The sequence below is a fragment of the Gillisia lutea genome, assembly GCF_021568705.1.
Lineage (GTDB): Bacteria > Bacteroidota > Bacteroidia > Flavobacteriales > Flavobacteriaceae > Gillisia > Gillisia lutea.
This window is the reverse complement of record NZ_JAKGTH010000009.1, coordinates 323,660-343,648: the sequence shown is the minus strand read 5'-3', so window position 1 is coordinate 343,648 and position 19,989 is coordinate 323,660. Positions and strand designations below refer to the sequence as shown.

General features: G+C 36.7%; 11 protein-coding genes. All 11 read right to left on the bottom strand.

Translation table 11 applies throughout. The features are described from left to right. Positions 1-3: 3 nt before the first annotated feature. On the bottom strand, positions 4-915 hold the full coding sequence (locus tag L1I30_RS10995) for a helix-turn-helix domain-containing protein (protein WP_236134343.1): 912 nt from the start codon (positions 913-915) through the stop codon (positions 4-6). A gap of 9 nt (positions 916-924) precedes the next feature. Next, entirely contained in the window at positions 925-1,875 is a 951-nt protein-coding gene (locus L1I30_RS10990) for an SDR family oxidoreductase (protein WP_236134342.1), read from the bottom strand. A gap of 520 nt (positions 1,876-2,395) precedes the next feature. Then, positions 2,396-7,132 carry a DUF4082 domain-containing protein gene (locus L1I30_RS10985; protein ID WP_236134341.1) on the bottom strand — a complete coding sequence of 1,579 codons (4,737 nt, stop codon included), beginning with the start codon at positions 7,130-7,132 and terminating at the stop codon, positions 2,396-2,398. Positions 7,133-7,201: 69 nt separating this feature from the next. Beyond that, the gene (locus tag L1I30_RS10980) at positions 7,202-12,112 is read right to left on the bottom strand and encodes a DUF4082 domain-containing protein (RefSeq protein WP_236134340.1); all 4,911 of its coding nucleotides are present in this window, start codon (positions 12,110-12,112) and stop codon (positions 7,202-7,204) included. A 175-nt stretch (positions 12,113-12,287) separates the two neighbouring features. After that, positions 12,288-14,681, bottom strand: a complete 2,394-nt coding sequence (locus L1I30_RS10975; RefSeq protein ID WP_236134339.1) for a GumC family protein — start codon at positions 14,679-14,681, stop codon at positions 12,288-12,290. A 98-nt stretch (positions 14,682-14,779) separates the two neighbouring features. After that, positions 14,780-16,123 (bottom strand): exopolysaccharide biosynthesis polyprenyl glycosylphosphotransferase, encoded by a 1,344-nt coding sequence (locus L1I30_RS10970; RefSeq protein WP_236134338.1) that lies wholly within the window; start codon positions 16,121-16,123, stop codon positions 14,780-14,782. A gap of 38 nt (positions 16,124-16,161) precedes the next feature. Then, complete coding sequence (locus L1I30_RS10965) at positions 16,162-16,932, bottom strand: glycosyltransferase family 2 protein (protein ID WP_236134337.1); 771 nt, start codon at positions 16,930-16,932, stop codon at positions 16,162-16,164. 42 nt (positions 16,933-16,974) lie between these two features. After that, the gene (locus L1I30_RS10960) at positions 16,975-17,160 is read right to left on the bottom strand and encodes a hypothetical protein (RefSeq protein WP_236134336.1); all 186 of its coding nucleotides are present in this window, start codon (positions 17,158-17,160) and stop codon (positions 16,975-16,977) included. Between the two features lie 466 nt (positions 17,161-17,626). Continuing rightward, positions 17,627-18,598, bottom strand: a complete 972-nt coding sequence (locus tag L1I30_RS10955; RefSeq protein ID WP_236134335.1) for a UDP-glucuronic acid decarboxylase family protein — start codon at positions 18,596-18,598, stop codon at positions 17,627-17,629. Beyond that, positions 18,595-19,413 carry a glycosyltransferase family 2 protein gene (locus L1I30_RS10950; RefSeq protein WP_236134334.1) on the bottom strand — a complete coding sequence of 273 codons (819 nt, stop codon included), beginning with the start codon at positions 19,411-19,413 and terminating at the stop codon, positions 18,595-18,597. The genes L1I30_RS10955 and L1I30_RS10950 overlap by 4 nt, the downstream gene beginning before the upstream one ends. Further along, a complete protein-coding gene (locus L1I30_RS10945) occupies positions 19,413-19,985 on the bottom strand; it encodes an LbetaH domain-containing protein (protein ID WP_236134333.1) in 573 nt (190 codons plus the stop codon). Before L1I30_RS10945 ends, L1I30_RS10950 begins: the two co-directional genes overlap by 1 nt. Positions 19,986-19,989 lie beyond the last annotated feature (4 nt).

Here is a 19,989-nt window from a genome sequence, read left to right as displayed (position 1 = left end):
TTTTTAATTTAGTTTAAATTTCTCCCTGTACTCGGTTGGAGTGATTCCTTCTTTTTTCTTGAACAATCTCGAAAAATAGGGTGGATATTCAAACCCTAATTCGTATGCAACTTCCGAAACACTTTTATTTGGTTGCAATAGTATATGCTTTGCTTCATCAATTAAATACAAGTGCACATGTTCGGTTGTAGTTTTACCTGTTTCTTTTTTCAGAGTATCGCTTAAGTAACGTTGCGAGACTGATAATGTATCAGCAATTTGTTCTATGCTTGGAATACCTTTTTCTCGAAGTTGTCCTGATTCAGAATGTTTGAGTAAATACTGATTAAGTTGCTCCAATAAATCGTTAGATATTTCTTTTCTATTTAAAAACTGCCTTTCATAGAAACGGTTGGCATATTTTAACAGCGTTTCCAATTGAGAAATAATGATCTCTTTGCTAAAGGCATCTTGGTTGTTTTGATATTCAATTTCAATATTTTCTACTATTGATTCCATTTGCTTGTCTTCTTTGGGAGAAAGGTGCAATGCTTCATTAGTTGAATATGAAAAAAAACCATATTTCTTAATTTGTTGGGCTAACCCTGTCCCTTTCAAAAAATCTTGATGAAAGTTTATTGAAAAACCTTTTTGCTCAAAAATCACGCTATTATCCCATTTTAAGACTTGTCTTGGCGAAATGAAAATCAATGCGCCATTTGTGAAATCATATTTAGTTCGACCATAATTTAAATTTCCCTCGACATATTTTTTAAAACTAATAGAATAACAATCATTTGTAATTGGTGGTGAGCTTTCCCTTGGACAAGGAAGATAACCATCACCTCTGGAATTGAAAACACTCAACATAGGATGCTCCGGTCGAGGCAGACGTAAGTAATCTAAATAAGATGATAGAGTTTTAAAGTGTTGCATAATACTAATTTAAATATTCCATTTTAAACCTGTTTCTCTTTCTGTATGCTCCCAAAGTTTTTTAGCCACAGCCTTATCTTTTGCGTGTGGTTCTATCTTGTGGTCTCCCACTGGACCTGTCCAATTGTTTCTTCCTGTTGGCCCATAAAAACCACTTTCGTCAAGATCCGGCTCAGTTGCACACATTAATTGCGGATAAGCGCCTTTGTCAGCTGATTGTACCATTGGTGTTAATTTCATTATTTGCCAAATTAAGCGAGTTATTAAATTACCACTTGTTTTTATTAATGATGTTCTGGAAGCACCTGGATGACAGGCATAAGTCCTAACATCATACTTTCCAGCATTTCTTAAGCGGTCTTGTAATTCATAAACACACATTATTTGCGCTAATTTACTTTGACTATATACACCATTTGGGCTATATTTTTCATCCCAATTCATATCGTCAAATTGTATGGTTTTAATCCCTAAATTATAACCCATACTACCTACTACAACTATACGTCCTTGGGATTCTTCAATCAGCGGAAACAATAAAGTTTGAAGAGTGAAATTTCCAAAGTGATTTGTATCCATCTGACTTTCCCATCCATCTATCGTAAGAGTTTGTTTTGGTACTTGAGCAATAGCAGCATTACAGATTAGTGCGTCAATTTGAGAAACTTTTTTAAGAACTTCTTCAGCTGCTTTTTTCACTGATGCTTGTTCTGCCAAATCCATTTTTATTGAAGACACTTCAATGTCATTCCCGAGTTCTTGTTTTAAAGCTGTAATAGTTCCTTCTGATTTTTTCGGGTTTCTATTAAGCATCACAACTTTTCCGCCTTTTGATAGCAATATTTTTACTGCTTCAAATCCCGTTCCGCTTGTAGCACCTGTTATGACGTATGTTTTACCTTTCAAATCTCCAATTCTATCAGGTGTCCAACCTTTTTTACCAAATTGATGTGTCTTCATCTTGTCTATTTTTAAATGATTAAAATTATAAGACAAAGGTCAGGCGGAAGTAAGCTTAACTCTTTATACAGATTTTCGAATGTTGTATACATTCTGGTTTATATAAAAAATGTCCAACTCATTAAATAGTAAATATGAATAAAACATCCCTCCTCAAAATATACAATCAATTTTACTATTTGATCAATTTTTTTTGAATGTGTCGCTACTGTGTAAAACAACGCCTCATCGAAAATAACGGGTAGTTTGCTGAAAATTACTATTTTAGAGACCAACTATTAAACAATTAAGCCGACTAATGCGCATACTAATTCCCGCAACTCGTGATAGCTTTGGCCGGTAGACACAATACAAAAGAATGCGCTTTCCTATTATTGCGAAATATTGATCAAAATCGAGAAGAATGAGTAATACTTAAAAACTAGAATAAAAAAATCCGCTCAAGAGAACTTGGCGGATTTTTATTAGATAGTAAGTTTAAAAAAATAACTAAATGCTATATCTCTAAGAAGCCTATAGTTTATCGGTTTAATATTATTCGGAATGTTTTAGTTCCTCTTTGTGTTTTCAATCGAAGAAGATATACTCCCGGAGCCATTCCTTCCCCATCGATTTCTACAAAATATTGATCTCCTGGTGCAGCACTTCCCTGCTTAATTTGAGTAATAAAAGCTCCTTTTGAATCGTATAGGCTCACTATATAATCCCCTCCCTCCTGTACTACAAAATTTAAAGTAGCCATCGCCGAGAATGGGTTTGGATATACTGAAAGTACATCGCTTAGTGCTTCTTCTGTACTTTGAGTAGAAATACTGGTTTTCATTAAAGGGTCTAATGATAGTGTTGCTTGTAAGGAGGCTACCTGTGGAGTGTTAAACACCACATCTACCCAATAATTACCACTTTGATAGGTTTGATCTGGAAAGCTGGGTGTTCCTGAATACTTATAAACGCCATTGCCCCCATCTTCTCCATTTGCTAATGCCCTAAGTGGATTATTAACTACGGCTGAATTGAAATATTGATTATCTGCCGAATAATATCCATTACTACTATGATAGGATACCACATAAGTAGTATTAGCAGTGATAGGTACCACACTGCTAAAAGACACCTCTTGCCATCCGGAAGAAGTTTCATTAGTAAAAACTGCTTCTGCCAATAGCGTACCTGTTCCACTATATAATTGTCCGGTATGTGTTCCCGTATTTCCACTCTGTTTGTAGAAACGAACTCCTGTAATTTCTCCATCCTGAGTAGATCTAAACTTCATACCTAACTGTAGTCCCTGTCCATCGCTAAAAAGAATATTACTTGGAATATCCGTGGGTTCAAACACCGTGCACGGACACACGGGTACCTGAGGATCTACTACGCTTACATTTACCGCAACCGAGGTGGTAGTGGCTCCCTCATTATCGGTAGCAACAGCAGTTAGAATATAATTCCCCGTTGCAACATTTGACCAATTAAAACTGTATGGACTACTTAAATCTTCTCCCAGCTTAGTAGATCCTTGAAAGAATTCTACCTTTGTTATTGATCCGTCAGCATCAGAAGCTGAAGCTTCAAAAATAATATCTGTTGGAGTTGTTAAATCAGTATTATTTATAGGAGAAGAAAGAGTAATTGATGGCTCTATATTAAGAGCGGTACTTGTATTAAAAACTGCATCAACCCAATAATTTCCACTTTGATAGCTCTGATTTGGGAAACTTGGATTTGTGGCGTACCTGTACACTCCATTAGGTCCATCTTCGCCATTTGCCAGTCCTTTCAATTTTACATTTTCCACCGCACTACTAAAAAATTGATTGCTTGCCGAATAATGACCATTATTAGTATGATACGAAATAATGTAAGTGGTATTTGCGAGAATGGGAACCGGTGTTGAAAATGCCATTTCCTGCCATCCTGAAGATGTTTCATTTGCAAAAACCACCTCAGCAAGTAAAATACCACCTAAGCTATACAATTGCCCCGTATGTACTCCAGAATTTCCTATTTGTTTATAAAACCGTACCCCTGTAATATAACCATCTTCTATGGCTCGAAACTTCATCCCTAATTGCAACCCCTGTCCTTCACTAAATAAATTGTTGGTCGGGTAATCTGTTGACTGAAATACTGTACATGGGCAGTCTGGTGAAGGAGGATCGGCTACAGTTATATTTATTGCTTCTGAGGTGGTAATTTCACCTTCATTATCAGTAGCTATGGCAGTTAAAGAGTAATTTCCAGAAGAAACATTGTTCCAGTTGAAGCTATATGGACTATCTAAAACTTCCCCCAGTTTGGTTGTACCTTCGAAGAATTCAACTTTAGTAATAAATCCATCAGCATCTGAAGCAGATACTTCAATAAGAACGTCAGCTGGCGATGTAAATTCTGTATTTTCTACAGGAGAATCAATTGTAACTACCGGCGGGATACTTATATCTTCACCGAAATTAAAAACTGCATCAACCCAATAATTACTACTTTGATAACTCTGAGTGGGAAAAACAGGAGTATTAGAATATCTGTAAACTCCGTTAGATCCGTTTTCTCCATCTGCCAATCCCCTTAAGGGCTCATTTAATACATCATTGATAAAAAATGGTGTATCGGCAGAATAATACCCTTCGCTACTATGATACGAAATAACATATGATGAATTTGCTGTTACAGCTACTGGATTTGAAAATGCCACTTCCTGCCAACCCGATGCCGTTTCATTGGTAAAAACAGCTTCAGCAAGTAAAGTCCCTCCAATGCTATATAATTGTCCCGTATGCGTACCGGTATTACCGCTTTGCTTATAAAATCGCACTCCGGTAATATATCCATCTTCCATGGTTTGAAATTTCATACCAAGTTGAAGTGCTTGAACATCGTTCCAAAGCTCATTGTCAGGGATATCTGTTTGTTCAAATACGGTACATGGGCAAACTCCCTTCACATTTACATTCACTATGGAGGATACCGAGGATCCGCCCTGATCATCAATTACTTTTGCAGTTATAGCGTAAGCTCCTTCCGGTACATTCTCCCAGTTAAAACTGAAAGGACTTGTTAAAACTTCCCCGAGCTTATTTACACCTTCATAAAATTCAACTTTAGTTACAGAGCCATCGGTATCTAAGGCATCTGCCTCAATGATAATTTGTGCAGGAGCGGTAAAATCAGCATTATTACTAGGGGCAGTTATAGCGATAGATGGCTGTTCATTTAAGCCATAGACCGCATTGAATTCACCTGTCGATGCAGGAAAAAACACATATTCCATACCCTTTATATTCTCTTTTCTGAAGGTCACCGGGTTACCATTTGAAGTTATGCTTGAAACCTGTAAATTATCTTTTACAAAAGGAAGCATTCCTTCCAATTTATGAGCTCCATTTGCTACGCTCATAGAAAAATTTAGTATATTTTGATTCCAGCTAAGAGTATGAAACGTAGATTCGTTTCGTCCATCCAGCCAGGTAAGGATTTGTTTTGAAGAAATAACAGGTACATCTCGAGATTTTGCTGAGGCTATAATATATTCTGAACCCTCAGAGGTATCTGCATCTGTATGCATATTGGCACAAAACACCCCATAATATCCTTCAACCCCTAATGCCTTATCAAGTAATTCATCGATCGTTTCTGGAAAACTTTGACCGGACTCATCTGTCATTTGAGTATTTAACTGATAAATATCAATTAAAGAACCATCAAGATCTGCAAACCTCATAGCCATTCCCGACCCTGTAAACAATCCTGGTCTATCCTGCACCCATGTCTCCGGCCAGTAATAATAATTTGCATCCAAACGAATACCATTAGCCACTTCTAACTTGGGTTGTGACGCCCAATCACTAAAAGCGATACAGTGAGTGCGATTGGTAACCGGATCGGACAGGCTTGGATAATTAGATTGCATCGTAGCCAGTTGTGATGTTAAATCATTCTCTAAGGATTGATATGTATAATCTGCACAATTAGAGCTTAAGTGCAGTGCTATTTCAAAACCCTGATCTTCAAAATATTTTGCCTCCTGGTTAGTAATTGGGGAATTAGGATAAATATAAGAACTCCCTCTAATAGCTCTCCAATCGGCAACGGCAGCAGCACTATTATCATCACTTAATTCTAAATAATGATCGAACCTGGCTTTTGTTCCACCACTGGCATGATCATCACCCGTCATTACAACAGCTGCTTTCAGGCCTCTTGGTAAATACCAAAAGCGCGGTAGAGGCTTTTTATTGTTTTGAATTATAATATTAGCTAATAATCGTTGTTGCTCATCGGCTTGCGGTATAGCTACTTTATCTAAGTCTATCCAATCTGGAAAGAACATATCATTAGAACGAATAGGACTGGACCCATCTCTTTCCTGCCCTGCCCATAATGGATTTCCTTGTCGTGTATATACAACCGAGCGAGCTAAATCGTAAGTAAAAACAACAGCTTTTCCACCATTTGTTCCCACCTCATAGCTACTTACTGCAGGATAAATGGTTGCTGTATTGGCATCAGAATACAATGTTGCCAGGCTGGTAGCCCCATTCAAGGTATATAGGTCGGCCGCGCTGTGGTATTGTATAGTCTCACTCACCAAACCTTTCCCAGGTCCTGAAGTAGTGTTTATTAAAAGGTATTTATCAGATAAAGAACCTCCAACCGCAGTTAAACCAACATAGGGTGCTAACCTGGTATCCGGTTTAAAAGCTATTATAGTTCCCCCTGCATCTACCCAATTTCCTAAAAGAAGTGCTTGCGCATCTGTCACCGGTATTTCTCCAATTAATATAACATCGTACAGGTCTAACATATTCGATGTTATAGTAGAAATATCAGATGTAATAAACTCATTAAGCCCTTCGGCAAGTAAGATCTCAGATAAATAAGTGCTGAAAGGATTGGTTGCAGAGGTTATTACAAGAATTGGTTCCCCTGCTATATAAGCTGAAGCGCTTGTTGAATATAAATCTAATTTAGGACTGAATTCTGCTATATTTGAAGGTGAAGCAGTTTTTGAAGTAAGGTTTATCACACCTTCCTCGTCCATTCCCTCATCTACACTTTCAATTACCTTTACCTCATTTGGCTTCCCAATAAATCCTTCAGTAAAATTTGTATAGATTTCAGTGTTCTTGCTGTTATTTCTGTAATTATTAACCCCTTCTAAGGTCGACGCCATCAATTTCCCCTCTCCAAACACTGAAAAAGAACATGCTAAAAAGATGCTGGTACTAATTAAAGAAATGCGTAAAAATAAAGGTACCATAAGAATGAAATTTTAAAATTATTAATTGATATTCATATGAATAAAACCCATTTTTTAAATAAAACGGTCCTACCTAATATGAAGTATCCTAAAAGTCTGTATGCCATTACGGCTTTGCAACCTAACCAGATAGATACCGTTAGTTAAACGCTCTCCATTGATTTCAACAAGCTTCTGCCGACCAGCTTCAGCTTTCCCCTCTTGGATTACCGATATCAACGAGCCTTTCGAATCGTACAGACTAACAACATATTCTCCTCCTTCCTGTAACACAAACGCTAGTGTAGTTATGTTGGAAAAAGGGTTGGGATACACCTGAATACTGTCTTGGTTACCCAATTGTGCTTTCTGAGCATTCTCAGGAGTGGTTTTCTCCAGCTGGCTGGCAGTTTTAATAGAAGTGACAACCTGCGTTTCGAATATTACATCAACATAATAGTTGCTACTATCATAACTCAAATTTGGAAACACAGGATTACTGGAATAGCGATATACGCCATTTTCACCATCTGTTCCGTTTGCTAAACCTATGAGAGGAGAGTTGTTAACTTCTCCATTAAAAAAAGAGTCATCTGCTGAATAGTATCCGTCAGCACTATGATAAGATATCACATAGGTGGTATTGGCTGTAACTGACACCGGTGCTGAAAATGATGCTTCCTGCCAGCCTGAAGCAGTCTCATTCGTGAAAATAACCTCCGCTAATAACGTACCTGTACTGCTGTAAAGTTGACCCGTGTGGGTTCCTGTATTGCCACTTTGTTTATAAAAACGGATTCCTGTTACAAAACCATCTTCTACAGATTGGAATTTCATACCCAGCTGCAATCCTTGTCCGTCACTCCATAGAGGACTGGAAGGAACATCAGATGTCTTGAATACTGTACAAGGACATATAGATGCCGGACTATCTACCGTAATATTCACTGCCGAAGAAGTAGTACTAGCTCCTGCATTATCGGTAGCTATGGCCGTTAAGGAATAACTACCTGCTACAACATTATCCCAATTGAAAGTATATGGCGTATCAAGATCTTCCCCCAGCTTTGTTGTACCCTCATAAAACTCCACTTTAGTAATACTACCATCAGCATCTGCAGCGGTTACATCTATATTTATGGTTGCAGGGGCTGTGAATGATGCATTATTTGAAGGAGAACTAATGGAAACTGTTGGTGAACTATTATTGGGATCAATTATACTGATATGCACTACGGAAGAGGTAGTGATAGCTCCCTGATCGTCTTCTGCTTTGGCAGTAAGAATATAAGTTCCCACCGTAGCATTTTCCCAAGTAAAAGTGTAGGGACTACTTAAAACTTCTCCTAATTTTTCTATGCCCTGGTAGAATTCCACTTTACTAATACTACCATCAGCATCTGAAGCCGTAGCTTCAATACTAATATTGGTAGAAGTTTCAAACTCTGCTCCCTCTAAAGGAGCAGTTATACTAATAGCAGGAGAACTATTAGTAGTGGCACTGGTATTAAATATCGCATCTACGTAATAATTACTACTGTCGTAATTCTGAGTTGGAAACACTGGATTACTGGAATAACGATATACGCCATTTTCACCATCTGTTCCGTTTGCTAAGCCCATTAGCGGACCATTTGCTACAGCATTATTGAAATATGGATTGTCTGCTGAATAATATCCGTCAGCACTATGATAAGATATCACATAGGTGGTATTGGCTGTAACTGACACCGGTGCTGAAAATGATGCTTCCTGCCAGCCTGAAGCAGTCTCATTCGTGAAAATAACCTCCGCTAATAACGTACCTGTACTGCTGTAAAGTTGACCCGTGTGGGTTCCTGTATTGCCACTTTGTTTATAAAAACGGATTCCTGTTACAAAACCATCTTCTACAGATTGGAATTTCATACCCAGCTGCAATCCTTGTCCGTCACTCCATAGAGGACTGGAAGGAACATCAGATGTCTTGAATACTGTACAAGGACATATAGATGCCGGACTATCTACCGTAATATTCACTGCCGAAGAAGTAGTACTAGCTCCTGCATTATCGGTAGCTATGGCCGTTAAGGAATAACTACCTGCTACAACATTATCCCAATTGAAAGTATATGGCGTATCAAGATCTTCCCCCAGCTTTGTTGTACCCTCATAAAACTCCACTTTAGTAATACTACCATCAGCATCTGCAGCGGTTACATCTATATTTATGGTTGCAGGGGCTGTGAATGATGCATTATTTGAAGGAGAACTAATGGAAACTGTTGGTGAACTATTATTGGGATCAATTATACTGATATGCACTACGGAAGAGGTAGTGATAGCTCCCTGATCGTCTTCTGCTTTGGCAGTAAGAATATAAGTTCCCACCGTAGCATTTTCCCAAGTAAAAGTGTAGGGACTACTTAAAACTTCTCCTAATTTTTCTATGCCCTGGTAGAATTCCACTTTACTAATACTACCATCAGCATCTGAAGCCGTAGCTTCAATACTAATATTGGTAGAAGTTTCAAACTCTGCTCCCTCTAAAGGAGCAGTTATACTAATAGCAGGAGAACTATTAGTAGTGGCACTGGTATTAAATATCGCATCTACGTAATAATTACTACTGTCGTAATTCTGAGTTGGAAACACTGGATTACTGGAATAACGATATACGCCATTTTCACCATCTGTTCCGTTTGCTAAGCCCATTAGCGGACCATTTGCTACAGCATTATTGAAATATGGATTGTCTGCTGAATAATATCCGTCAGCACTATGATAAGATATCACATAGGTGGTATTGGCTGTAACTGACACCGGTGCTGAAAATGATGCTTCCTGCCAGCCTGAAGCAGTCTCATTCGTGAAAATAACCTCCGCTAATAACGTACCTGTACTGCTGTAAAGTTGACCCGTGTGGGTTCCTGTATTGCCACTTTGTTTATAAAAACGGATTCCTGTTACAAAACCATCTTCTACAGATTGGAATTTCATACCCAGCTGCAATCCTTGTCCATCACTCCATAGAGGACTGGAAGGAGCATCAGATGTCTTGAATACTGTACAGGGGCAATTTTGAGGTGCTGTACCAGATACAGTTAAATTAATAGTAACTGCCTGACTCATATTACCCGAATCATCAAATGCCCTTGCCTTTAAATTTATAGTTCCATTTGTATTTGGCACCCAACTATATGTCCAATTAGAAGATCCCTCGGCAATTGCCCAGGAAACACCACCATTAGTAGATATTTCTACACCAGCGGTAACATTTTCATCTATGGCTGTACCGGTAATTACCACTGCAGCCCCTGACGGAACGATTTCATTATCTGCGTGAGATGAAATAATTACTATAGGAGCATCTACATCGGTAGATATGCTTGCTGGTAATAAATCTGGAACTAAGCTCCCGGGCTGCACTCCCATATCAGCAAAAAGGTTAACTGTAGCCTGTTGCATATCTTGATCGGGAGCCGAAATACCACGATCGTGATCCCCGTCAAGACCCCAAGACCACTGTACTGTTCCCGCACCAAAGACCAAAGCTCCACTTTCATGTTTATATAAAGAAAGATGATGAACATCGCCATCTACAACGGTCTTAGAAAGGATAATTCTTCCGGAAGGATAAGAGGATTGAAACTCTTCCTGTTCTGGGTTCCACTCATAGCCAAGGGTACCATCCCCTAAGGTCGCGGTTTGTCCATTCGATAATGAAGCAATACTGGTATTTCTCCAAAAACGCAGGTTCTTATAATCATCAGGAACCTGAATAGCTGATTCAGAATCTGCCCAGCTAATTTGCCCAGATAATGAGTTTTCAGGCGAACATCCCCCGGCATCAGTAAAATCACAGCCGTCTCTCCATGTACCTGTCCATTCTATAGTTGGATCACATTTACCTCCACAAGTGTTTTCTCCCATGCTGCCTTCTTTGTAACAAACCAAAGTTCTATAAGGATTTCCGTTTTCATCAATGCTGTTTTCCCATCGTGTTTTCCAATAAACTTCATTACCACTAAAAAAGGCTAAGTGAGTACCTGCATTCCGGGCCTCGGTTACATTAGTACGATGAGGCCCCGACCAATATTCATCATGTCCTACCGATAGAAATACTTTATGATTTTGTATAAGATTTCCACGACGATCGCTATCTACATTGGTAGTATAGGTTACATCATAACCATTAGATTCCAACCAACGTATCATAGGATATGCTGCGTTGAATATCCAATCTTCAGAAGCTCCCCCACCTCCTCCACCATCTCGTGTAACAAAAGGACGATTGTAACTAACCTTAGGAGCGTGACCGGAAGGAAAACCGGAAACAGAGCCTACGTAAAGGCTATTCCCACCGTAGACATTATACGCCTGCCAGGTGGCATCTGAGGTTTGAAAAAATAAATCGGAATTGCTGGTGTCATCCCTAACAATAAAGGTGATATGACTTGAGTCTCCTGTATCATTGCGGGTTAATTTCGCAATGTATATACCTGACACAGCAGTAGTTGGAATTTGCCAATTTGCAGATTCTCCCCAATTTCCACAATCAATTAGACCAGTAGCCGATTCGGTTATACAAGCGGGTTGAGACTGTGGTAAAGCAGCGGTAATGTTGCCATCACCTTGATACCTAGCACCATTTCCCTGATAGTATCCAAGCCGATAAATTTTAATATTATAATTAGAAGCATTGGTTTTTATTTTAAAACGGGCCGTTTCTCCCTTATTATAACTTATATCGGTTGCGAATCCTTGGATAGATGAATCTCCCGAGCCGTTTATCTGCCATTCTGAATCAGGATTACCCGGTTTAGCGTTCTCTATTACGATTTCATTTTGAGAAAACATATTTGTAAAACTTAGAACTAACAGAAAAAATATGAGTGCTGAAGCCGAAATTGGAACACCTAAAAATTTTATAGTAGAGCTTGTCCTTTTTTTGATTTGTAATCCATCGGAATAAGTCTCAACTCCCCCCACCAGGGAATTGGAAAGTAATGCTTTTGCCATTTCTTTAATCTTTAATTATTATTTCTATTATTTAAAGCCTATGGGGTAGCAAGACCTGTAACCTAAATATAATTGCGCGCATGTGAGGAATACGCTATTTTAAACTGTAGTTAAAAATTTTTTAAATATGCACAAATTGTACATTGGGAGGGGGAGTTATACAAATAGTGTTTAATTAATTAATTTTATCGTTTTGAAGAGTTCTTTTTCTCTTTATTCTAGTCCATAAGGTTTTTTTCTCTTGTCCGTATCCGTAAGGATATTTCCTTCCATAACCGAAATGGGTGAAGGTGACATTGTTTAATACAAAACCTACTTTTTTAAGCATACCTTCATTTTTAGCACCCTTAACAAAATCGAGCAATTTTTTTTCGGTGAAACCCGCCTTTATTACATACACAATGAGATGAGCAAATTTACTGATGAAAAATGTATCGGCTACAACCATAGAAGGCGCAGTATCTACAATTAAGTAATCATAGGTGCCCTCTAACTCCTGGAACATATCACCCACTTTCTTTTGATTTAATAAAAAAGTTGGGTTGGTTGGGATACTACCGGAAGAGAGAATCGATAAATTTTCATTTAATCTAGACTTATCAATTAGATTCTTTATATCCATGCCTCCCGTCATCAAAAAATCGCTCACTCCGAGATTCTGACTATTCTCTACTTTAAAGTTTTGTAATTTTGGGTTCCTTAAATCTGCACCTATTATTAAAACTTTATGTCCTGTATTTGCTAATGTAATAGCTAGATTAAGAGAGGTAAACGTCTTTCCTTCCCCTTTTACGGTAGAAGTAACAAAAATAGTGGTAGCCTTTTTTTTATCTCCAAAATTTGATAATAGGCATTGCAAATTCGCCATTAAAATTCTGAAAGATTCTGCTAAGATGGACCTATCATTTTCTGAAATAAATAAATCTTTTTTATGCTGCACTTTTGGTAACTCTCCTAGGAATGGTATTTCATGATCAATATTTTCAACATCCGCTTTATTCCTTACTTTATTGTCTAATATATTACTCATATATATCACCGTAAAAGGAAGCATAAACCCCAGAACCATGGTTCCTAATAAAATACTTCTCCTATTTGGAGAAACAATATTACCTGCGCTATATGCCCTATCCACAATCTTCGCCTTTGGTGCCGTTACCGCCATGGATAAAGAATTTTCCTCTCGTTTTTGCAATAAGAATAGATAAAGAGCTTCTTTTATACTTTGTTGACGCTCGATCCCCCTATATTCACGCTCTTTGGATGGAACTGCAAGAATTTTAGACCCGATATTAGATGACTGTCTGTCTAAACTTGATTGTGTAATAATCAAATTGGAACGCATGGTCCTTAGACTTTGTAAAATGTTTCCCTTTAGCTGGTCTATTTGAGTATCTAATCGTAGTTTTACAGGATTTTTATCGGTTGAACTATTTAATATTTTACTTCTCTGGATAACCAGATTATTATAATCTCCTATTAACTGATTTATCCCATTCTCATCAATACCTAAATTTGAAGGGAGTAAATCAGATTGTGTATTTGATGTGATATAATCTAGCATGGCATTTGCTAATTCCAACTGCATGCCTACTTCATGTCTACTTTTATTATAATCGCTGGCATTTTGAATAAAAAGCTGAGATTCAGCATCTATATTTGTAAGACGATTATATTCTTTAAATTTCTCTTTTCCGCTTTCAACCGAATCTAATTCCCCGTTAATAAGTGCTAAACGATCGTTTATAAAGTTAGCGGTATTTTCAGCAATAAGGTTTCTATCATCAATAGCATCCCTGTTATATTCAAAAATTAACTGATCAAGGATATCTCTTGCCTTATCCTGTACAGGATCTTTTAGCAGCAATTCTATAACGCTTGATTTATTGCTGGAAAGGCCTACCACTACAGTGTTTCTATAATGAGAAGCCACACTTTCTACTTGGGAGAAGTTGACTATAATTGGCACAAATTGATGGGTATCATTTGAAAAATTGGGCACTATCACTATATCTGCAAATCCAATATTAAATGGTGCGCCACCTTCAACAGTATAGTAACTTAAAGTTTGAAGGTTGGTTAGTCTAAACTTCCCTTCAGCATATTCTAACTTAAATTGAGCTCCTCCAAGCTCCTTTAACCTGCTTTCATTCAATTTCAGCACTTTTAAAGAAAATGGAAGGTCTTTATATATTTCTGCAGTACGAACACTGCCTTCCTGAAAATACTGAATATTTACATTTAGTGCTTTTACTACTTGCTCCATAAGTCTTCGGGAACGTAAAATAGCTATTTCATTCTCTATACTATGTGTTGCTATGCCGCTAAAAACACCTAGATCGGCATAGGATGCTGCGTCACCTCCACCACCATCACCAGCATCTTTAACTATTATACTGGCAGTAGCACTGTATATTGGTGTGGTATATCTCAGGTAAAAATATCCTAACACCAAAGAGAGAACTATACTTAACAGGAACCAAGGCCAATGTTTAAGGTATTTGGCCAGTTCTTCTCTCACACTAAAGTTATGTGTAATGTTATTTTTTCGCTTTTTTGAAATCGCCATAGCTTTGTTTATTATAAAAACCTATATAAGCACCGATAAAAACCCCGGCTCTGTATTTACTAATTCCTAGAACCAATAACTAAGGGGTTAGTTTCTATCTAAAATGCGTTCTCTTCTCCCTTTATACAGTTAAAAATGGTATCATATATTATTTTTGCATCCAACAAGGGTGACCATTTTTCCAGATAAAAAATGTCAAATCTTGTACGATTAATAATATCTGCCTGCTTGGTAATCTCCCCCCTATATCCTTTAATTTGGGCCAAACCTGTAATTCCCGGTTTAGCAAAATGCCGTACAAGATATTTATCTACAGAGCCTGCATATTCTAAAGTATGCATTTCCATATGTGGCCTGGGACCAACAATACTCATTTCTCCTTTTAAAACATTAAAAAATTGAGGTAACTCGTCTATACTGGTTTTTCGTAGAACCCTTCCTACTCTGGTAATTCTGGAATCATTTTTTGTGCACATTTGGATATTTGCATTGGTATTTACCGCCATTGACCTGAATTTGTAGCACCAGAAGGATTTTTTATTATAGCCATGCCTTAACTGTTTAAAGAATAAGGAATCTTTAGATTCTAATCTGGTTATTATGAATAAAATTGGAATAAGCCATGAGAGAATAAATATAATTACCAGAGAGGAAAATATTATATCAAATGCGCGTTTACCATATTTAGCATAATTACGTTCTAAAGGTGAATCTCGTAGGTTTAATACCGGAACATTCCCAAAATGTTCTACGTGCATAGCTCGTGTAAAAATGCCCTTATTATCTGGCACTAATTTTAACCGGATTAAATTATTATCAGCAAAGGAGATAAGCTTTTGCAGCTCTTCCCCGGATACTTGCGAAACCAGGCAGTAAAGCTCATCAATACGATTATTAAGAATAAATTGATAACTGTTCTCGATCTTTCCTAAGTAATCTTTGTCATTAGATTGATTGCTATGAAAATATCCTTTATAGCGGTACCCAAAATCGGGTTCCTCAAAAATTTTTTGAATCGATTTAATATTCTTATCCCTTCCAATTACTACTACGTTCACAAAATTCCCACCTTCCAACCTATACAGTCGTCTAACCGAAAAGAAAAACCATCTATAAAAAACAAGTAGAAAGAGTAAAAACCCTAATACAAATAACTGATGTCCTAAAGAAAATTGAATTTTTAATATCGAAAAAAGGGCAAAATACGCAAGACTAAAAATGAAATAATGCCGTAAGAATTTATGAAACTTAGTTATAAACCGTTCCTTTCTGTCTACATTATAAAAATTGAGTCCAACTGCAATAAGAAGCCACGCCGCATTGTACCCAATAATGGTAATAAAATTTAAATAAGTATCTGGCGTTAACAGATATAGGGTAACGTTAATAGTGAGCAAGTGCGCACCTACCGAAAATGGAATAATAAAATGAGCCCCTTTCATAATTTTCTATCATTTCATTATTTCTTTATTATATCTATCTATGACATCGCTTTAAATCCTAAAACCTGTGGTATAAGGTAATGGGGTATTTTTCTACCTATTTTAAACGCCAGTGTAAAAAGGCCATTTAGATGGTAAAGTTTCATTATCCTTAGATCTTCTTTAGATTTCTTAATCTGTAATTTAGGGGAGGTACTTAAACCTCCTAATCTCATTTTAACCACCCACTCGTTAAGAAAGTATTTTTTGATATTATCATTAGTGAACCATCTTAGTGATATTTCATAATCGCTTGCAATAGAATAGCCCGAATTATATAAACCATATTGTTCAAAAACTTTTTTACGCACAAAAATGGTAGTATGTAACGGGATCCACCCGAAGTTCAGAAAGCTTTTTTTAAAAGGGTTGGATGGATACATCCTTTTTACTTTTTTAGTATTTTCCTGATCTACAAAAAGCCCTTTTGCATACACCAGATCGGCCCCGGAAATATTAAATGCCTCTACCACTTTTGAGATGGTAGAAGGCTGGTAAAAAAAGTCATCCGAATTCAGAATACCTATTACATCTCCGGTTGCATTTTTAATTCCTTTATTCAAAGCATCAAAAATCCCTTCATCTTTTTCTGAGATATAATAATCGATAGTATCCCTGTACGACTCAATTCTTTGTTGTGTACCATCTGTAGAGCCACCATCTATAACCAAATATTCGATATTATCATAGGTTTGAGATAACACCGATTTGATGCATTCTGAAATACAACGCTCCCGGTTGTAAACTATGGTGATAATTGAAACTTTCATAGACAATACTTAAAATAAACTGAACAACGTGCGCATGTAATTTTACCCTCTGCTTTCATCATAACTATGATGCCATATCATAAAAGCTATAACCAGCCATATGGCATTGTAACTAATTATTACCAGAGAGTTTAATGAAGGATACGGCGCCAGTAAAAAGAAAAGAGCATCGATGATACATAAATGCACTAAAGCCGAAAGAGAGATGAGTGAAGCTGACCGTTTCATATTATGCTGTTTAAAATGTTATTAATACTTAAATTTTAAACCATACTGGATTATCGAATACGATAAACCGAACATAATAGGATGCAACAAAATAGATTCGCGGGCGGCGAAGATACTTTCGCACATTATAACGATGGGGTTATAACGTTTAAATAATTTGGGGTATCTATTTTATTGGGGTAATTAAACTATAATCAACACAAAAGCTGTAATTAATTATAGAATGCGAAACACTAATGGGGTAATTTCTTTTGCTTAACTGTAGAGAGAAAGCCAAAATTTCTTATAAATAACAAAGAAATTTAACAAGAACTAATTTAAATAAAAAACAGTTCCAAAAATTGAATTATCTAAATTTTAACATAATTAATTTAAGTAAAAAAATTAACAAACATCTGCCTTAATCTATTAATTTTCAGTTAAATAAAAACACTTAGTTATTTTCTTATTTATAATCTACTGGTAGTTAGAAGTTATCTATTAAGTTTTTATTATTTGCCATATTAAGAGAGCTTTCAAAATATTCAATTGTTTTAATAAGCCCTTCTCTTAATTGTATTTTTGGCTCCCAATTATCAAGATGTTTCTTCGCTAACGTAATATCTGGCTGGCGCTGCTTAGGGTCATCCTGTGGTAGGGGTTTAAATGATAATTTAGAAGAAGATCCTGTAATGTCAAGAATAGTCTGCGCTAACTCTAACATAGTAAATTCATTCTGGTTTCCTATATTGATAGGCCCCATAAAGCCTTTTTTAGTTTTCATCATTCGTATCATCCCCTCAATTAGATCGTCTACATACTGAAAGGATCTAGTTTGTTCTCCATTCCCAAAAATAGTTATGTTTTCACCATTTAAAGCCTGTACAATAAAATTAGATACAACCCTACCATCATTAAGATTCATGTTTGGTCCATAGGTGTTGAAAATTCTAATAATTTTGACATCTACATTATTCTGATCGTGATAATCCATACATAACGTTTCCGCACATCGCTTTCCTTCATCATAACACGACCGAGGACCTAATGGATTTACATTTCCCCAATATTCTTCAGGTTGTGGATGGACTTCCGGATCTCCATAAACTTCACTGGTACTGGCCTGCAACATAGTAGCTTTAACACGCTTGGCTAATCCTAACATATTAATTGCTCCCATTACCGAAGTTTTTATAGTTTTAATGGGGTTATACTGGTAATGAACGGGAGACGCCGGACAGGCCAGATTATAAATTTCATCGATCTCTGCAAAATATGGAGAGGTAACATCATGTCTTACAATCTCAAAATATGGATTATCAAACAGGTGTACTATATTTTGCTTACTCCCTGTAAAATAATTATCCAAACATATTACTTCATTCCCCTCCTTCAATAAACGCTCACAAAGGTGTGAACCTATAAATCCCGCTCCTCCGGTTACTAATATTCTCTTCATAATTGCTCCAGTTCTTTAATTTTAGTCTGAATTTGCAGGAAATAATGAGCTTTATATTGTGAAAAATAAAAACCTTTACTTCCATCCAGAAACCCAAATTTAATCAAATAGCTTCCTAAAAAATAGAAAATAGGTAATAAACCTAATTCCATAAGCCTATACTTTAAAAGTTGACGAGAGTTCAAATTTTTAAACCCATTAGATTTCAATGTTAGAAAACGTTTTGCCTCCCAAGTAGAATAGGCATTATGTCTATTTATATAACATTCTAAATTCTTATAATCATTATGTATTACCGGAGCTTTCATTTTTCCTACCTTCCCTTCTAAAATGGGGTGTTCATGCACTTCCATGTCCAAATGACTCCAGGAATCTTCATTTATTTGTTCATATTCGCCTTTTCCAACTCTGAATAATGGAAGTTTCTTAAATGGATCGCCATATTTTAACTTCTTACCCATAAAAAAGTTTTCAAAAGTGATCCAAAAACCAGAAATATTGGGATCTTTAATTTTTTCCTGAAGTTCTTTTTTAAAAACATCGGTAATATATTCATCTGCATCAAGGAACAATACCCAGTTATTTCGAATATTTAAATTACGAAGAACCCAGTTTCTTTTCTTTGGAAATTTTCCATTCCAGTTAAACTGATGTACTTCTGCCCCTTGCTTTTCAGATATTTCCACAGTACGGTCTGTGCTGTTTGAATCTATTACCATAATCTGATCGAAATCGGATAATAGACTTAAACAATGTGGCAAATTACGTTCTTCGTTCTTTACCGGAATCACTACTGTAACAGGAATCTTTTTCATTATCTCTTTATAATTCGCTCTTTAATTCTTTTGGCGGGATTTCCTCCTGCCACAGTCCAGTCTTCAATATCTTTAAATACCCCTGCTCTCGCGGCAATAACAGCGCCTTCCCCAATTGTCACTCCAGGAGCTATAAATGCATCTGCCGCAATCCAAACCTGATTCATAATATTGATAGGCTTCAGGATTAAAGGAAAATTTGGTAATGTAAAATCATGGCTGGATGCACAGAGATAGGTTTTTTGTGATATAATGCTATGATTACCAATACGTATCTTTCCCTGGTTATAACAATCTACTTTAGGGCCAATACTGGAATAACTTCCCAATTCTAAATTCCATGGAGCCCAAATCTTTACATTAGAATGTACGTCTGAATTGGTTCCAATCTTTGCCCCAAAGGTGCGTAATACAAAGATTCTCCATTTCTTAAACAGAGATAAGGAAAAGGGTCGGAAGAAAATCCAGTAACAAAAATTCCACACTAATCTACCTGCTTTGTTTGAGAAACTGAAACTAAAGCTATAAGTAGTTAGATCTACAAAATCTTTATCTTTTGTATAGGTAGACATGCTT

Coding starts and splice junctions, on each gene's coding strand:
- L1I30_RS10995 (WP_236134343.1), bottom strand. CDS start 915: ATGCAACACTTTAAAACTCTATCATCTTATTTAGATTACTTACGTCTG.
- L1I30_RS10990 (WP_236134342.1), bottom strand. CDS start 1,875: ATGAAGACACATCAATTTGGTAAAAAAGGTTGGACACCTGATAGAATT.
- L1I30_RS10985 (WP_236134341.1), bottom strand. CDS start 7,132: ATGGTACCTTTATTTTTACGCATTTCTTTAATTAGTACCAGCATCTTT.
- L1I30_RS10980 (WP_236134340.1), bottom strand. CDS start 12,112: ATGGCAAAAGCATTACTTTCCAATTCCCTGGTGGGGGGAGTTGAGACT.
- L1I30_RS10975 (WP_236134339.1), bottom strand. CDS start 14,681: ATGGCGATTTCAAAAAAGCGAAAAAATAACATTACACATAACTTTAGT.
- L1I30_RS10970 (WP_236134338.1), bottom strand. CDS start 16,123: ATGAAAGGGGCTCATTTTATTATTCCATTTTCGGTAGGTGCGCACTTG.
- L1I30_RS10965 (WP_236134337.1), bottom strand. CDS start 16,932: ATGAAAGTTTCAATTATCACCATAGTTTACAACCGGGAGCGTTGTATT.
- L1I30_RS10960 (WP_236134336.1), bottom strand. CDS start 17,160: ATGAAACGGTCAGCTTCACTCATCTCTCTTTCGGCTTTAGTGCATTTA.
- L1I30_RS10955 (WP_236134335.1), bottom strand. CDS start 18,598: ATGAAGAGAATATTAGTAACCGGAGGAGCGGGATTTATAGGTTCACAC.
- L1I30_RS10950 (WP_236134334.1), bottom strand. CDS start 19,413: ATGAAAAAGATTCCTGTTACAGTAGTGATTCCGGTAAAGAACGAAGAA.
- L1I30_RS10945 (WP_236134333.1), bottom strand. CDS start 19,985: ATGTCTACCTATACAAAAGATAAAGATTTTGTAGATCTAACTACTTAT.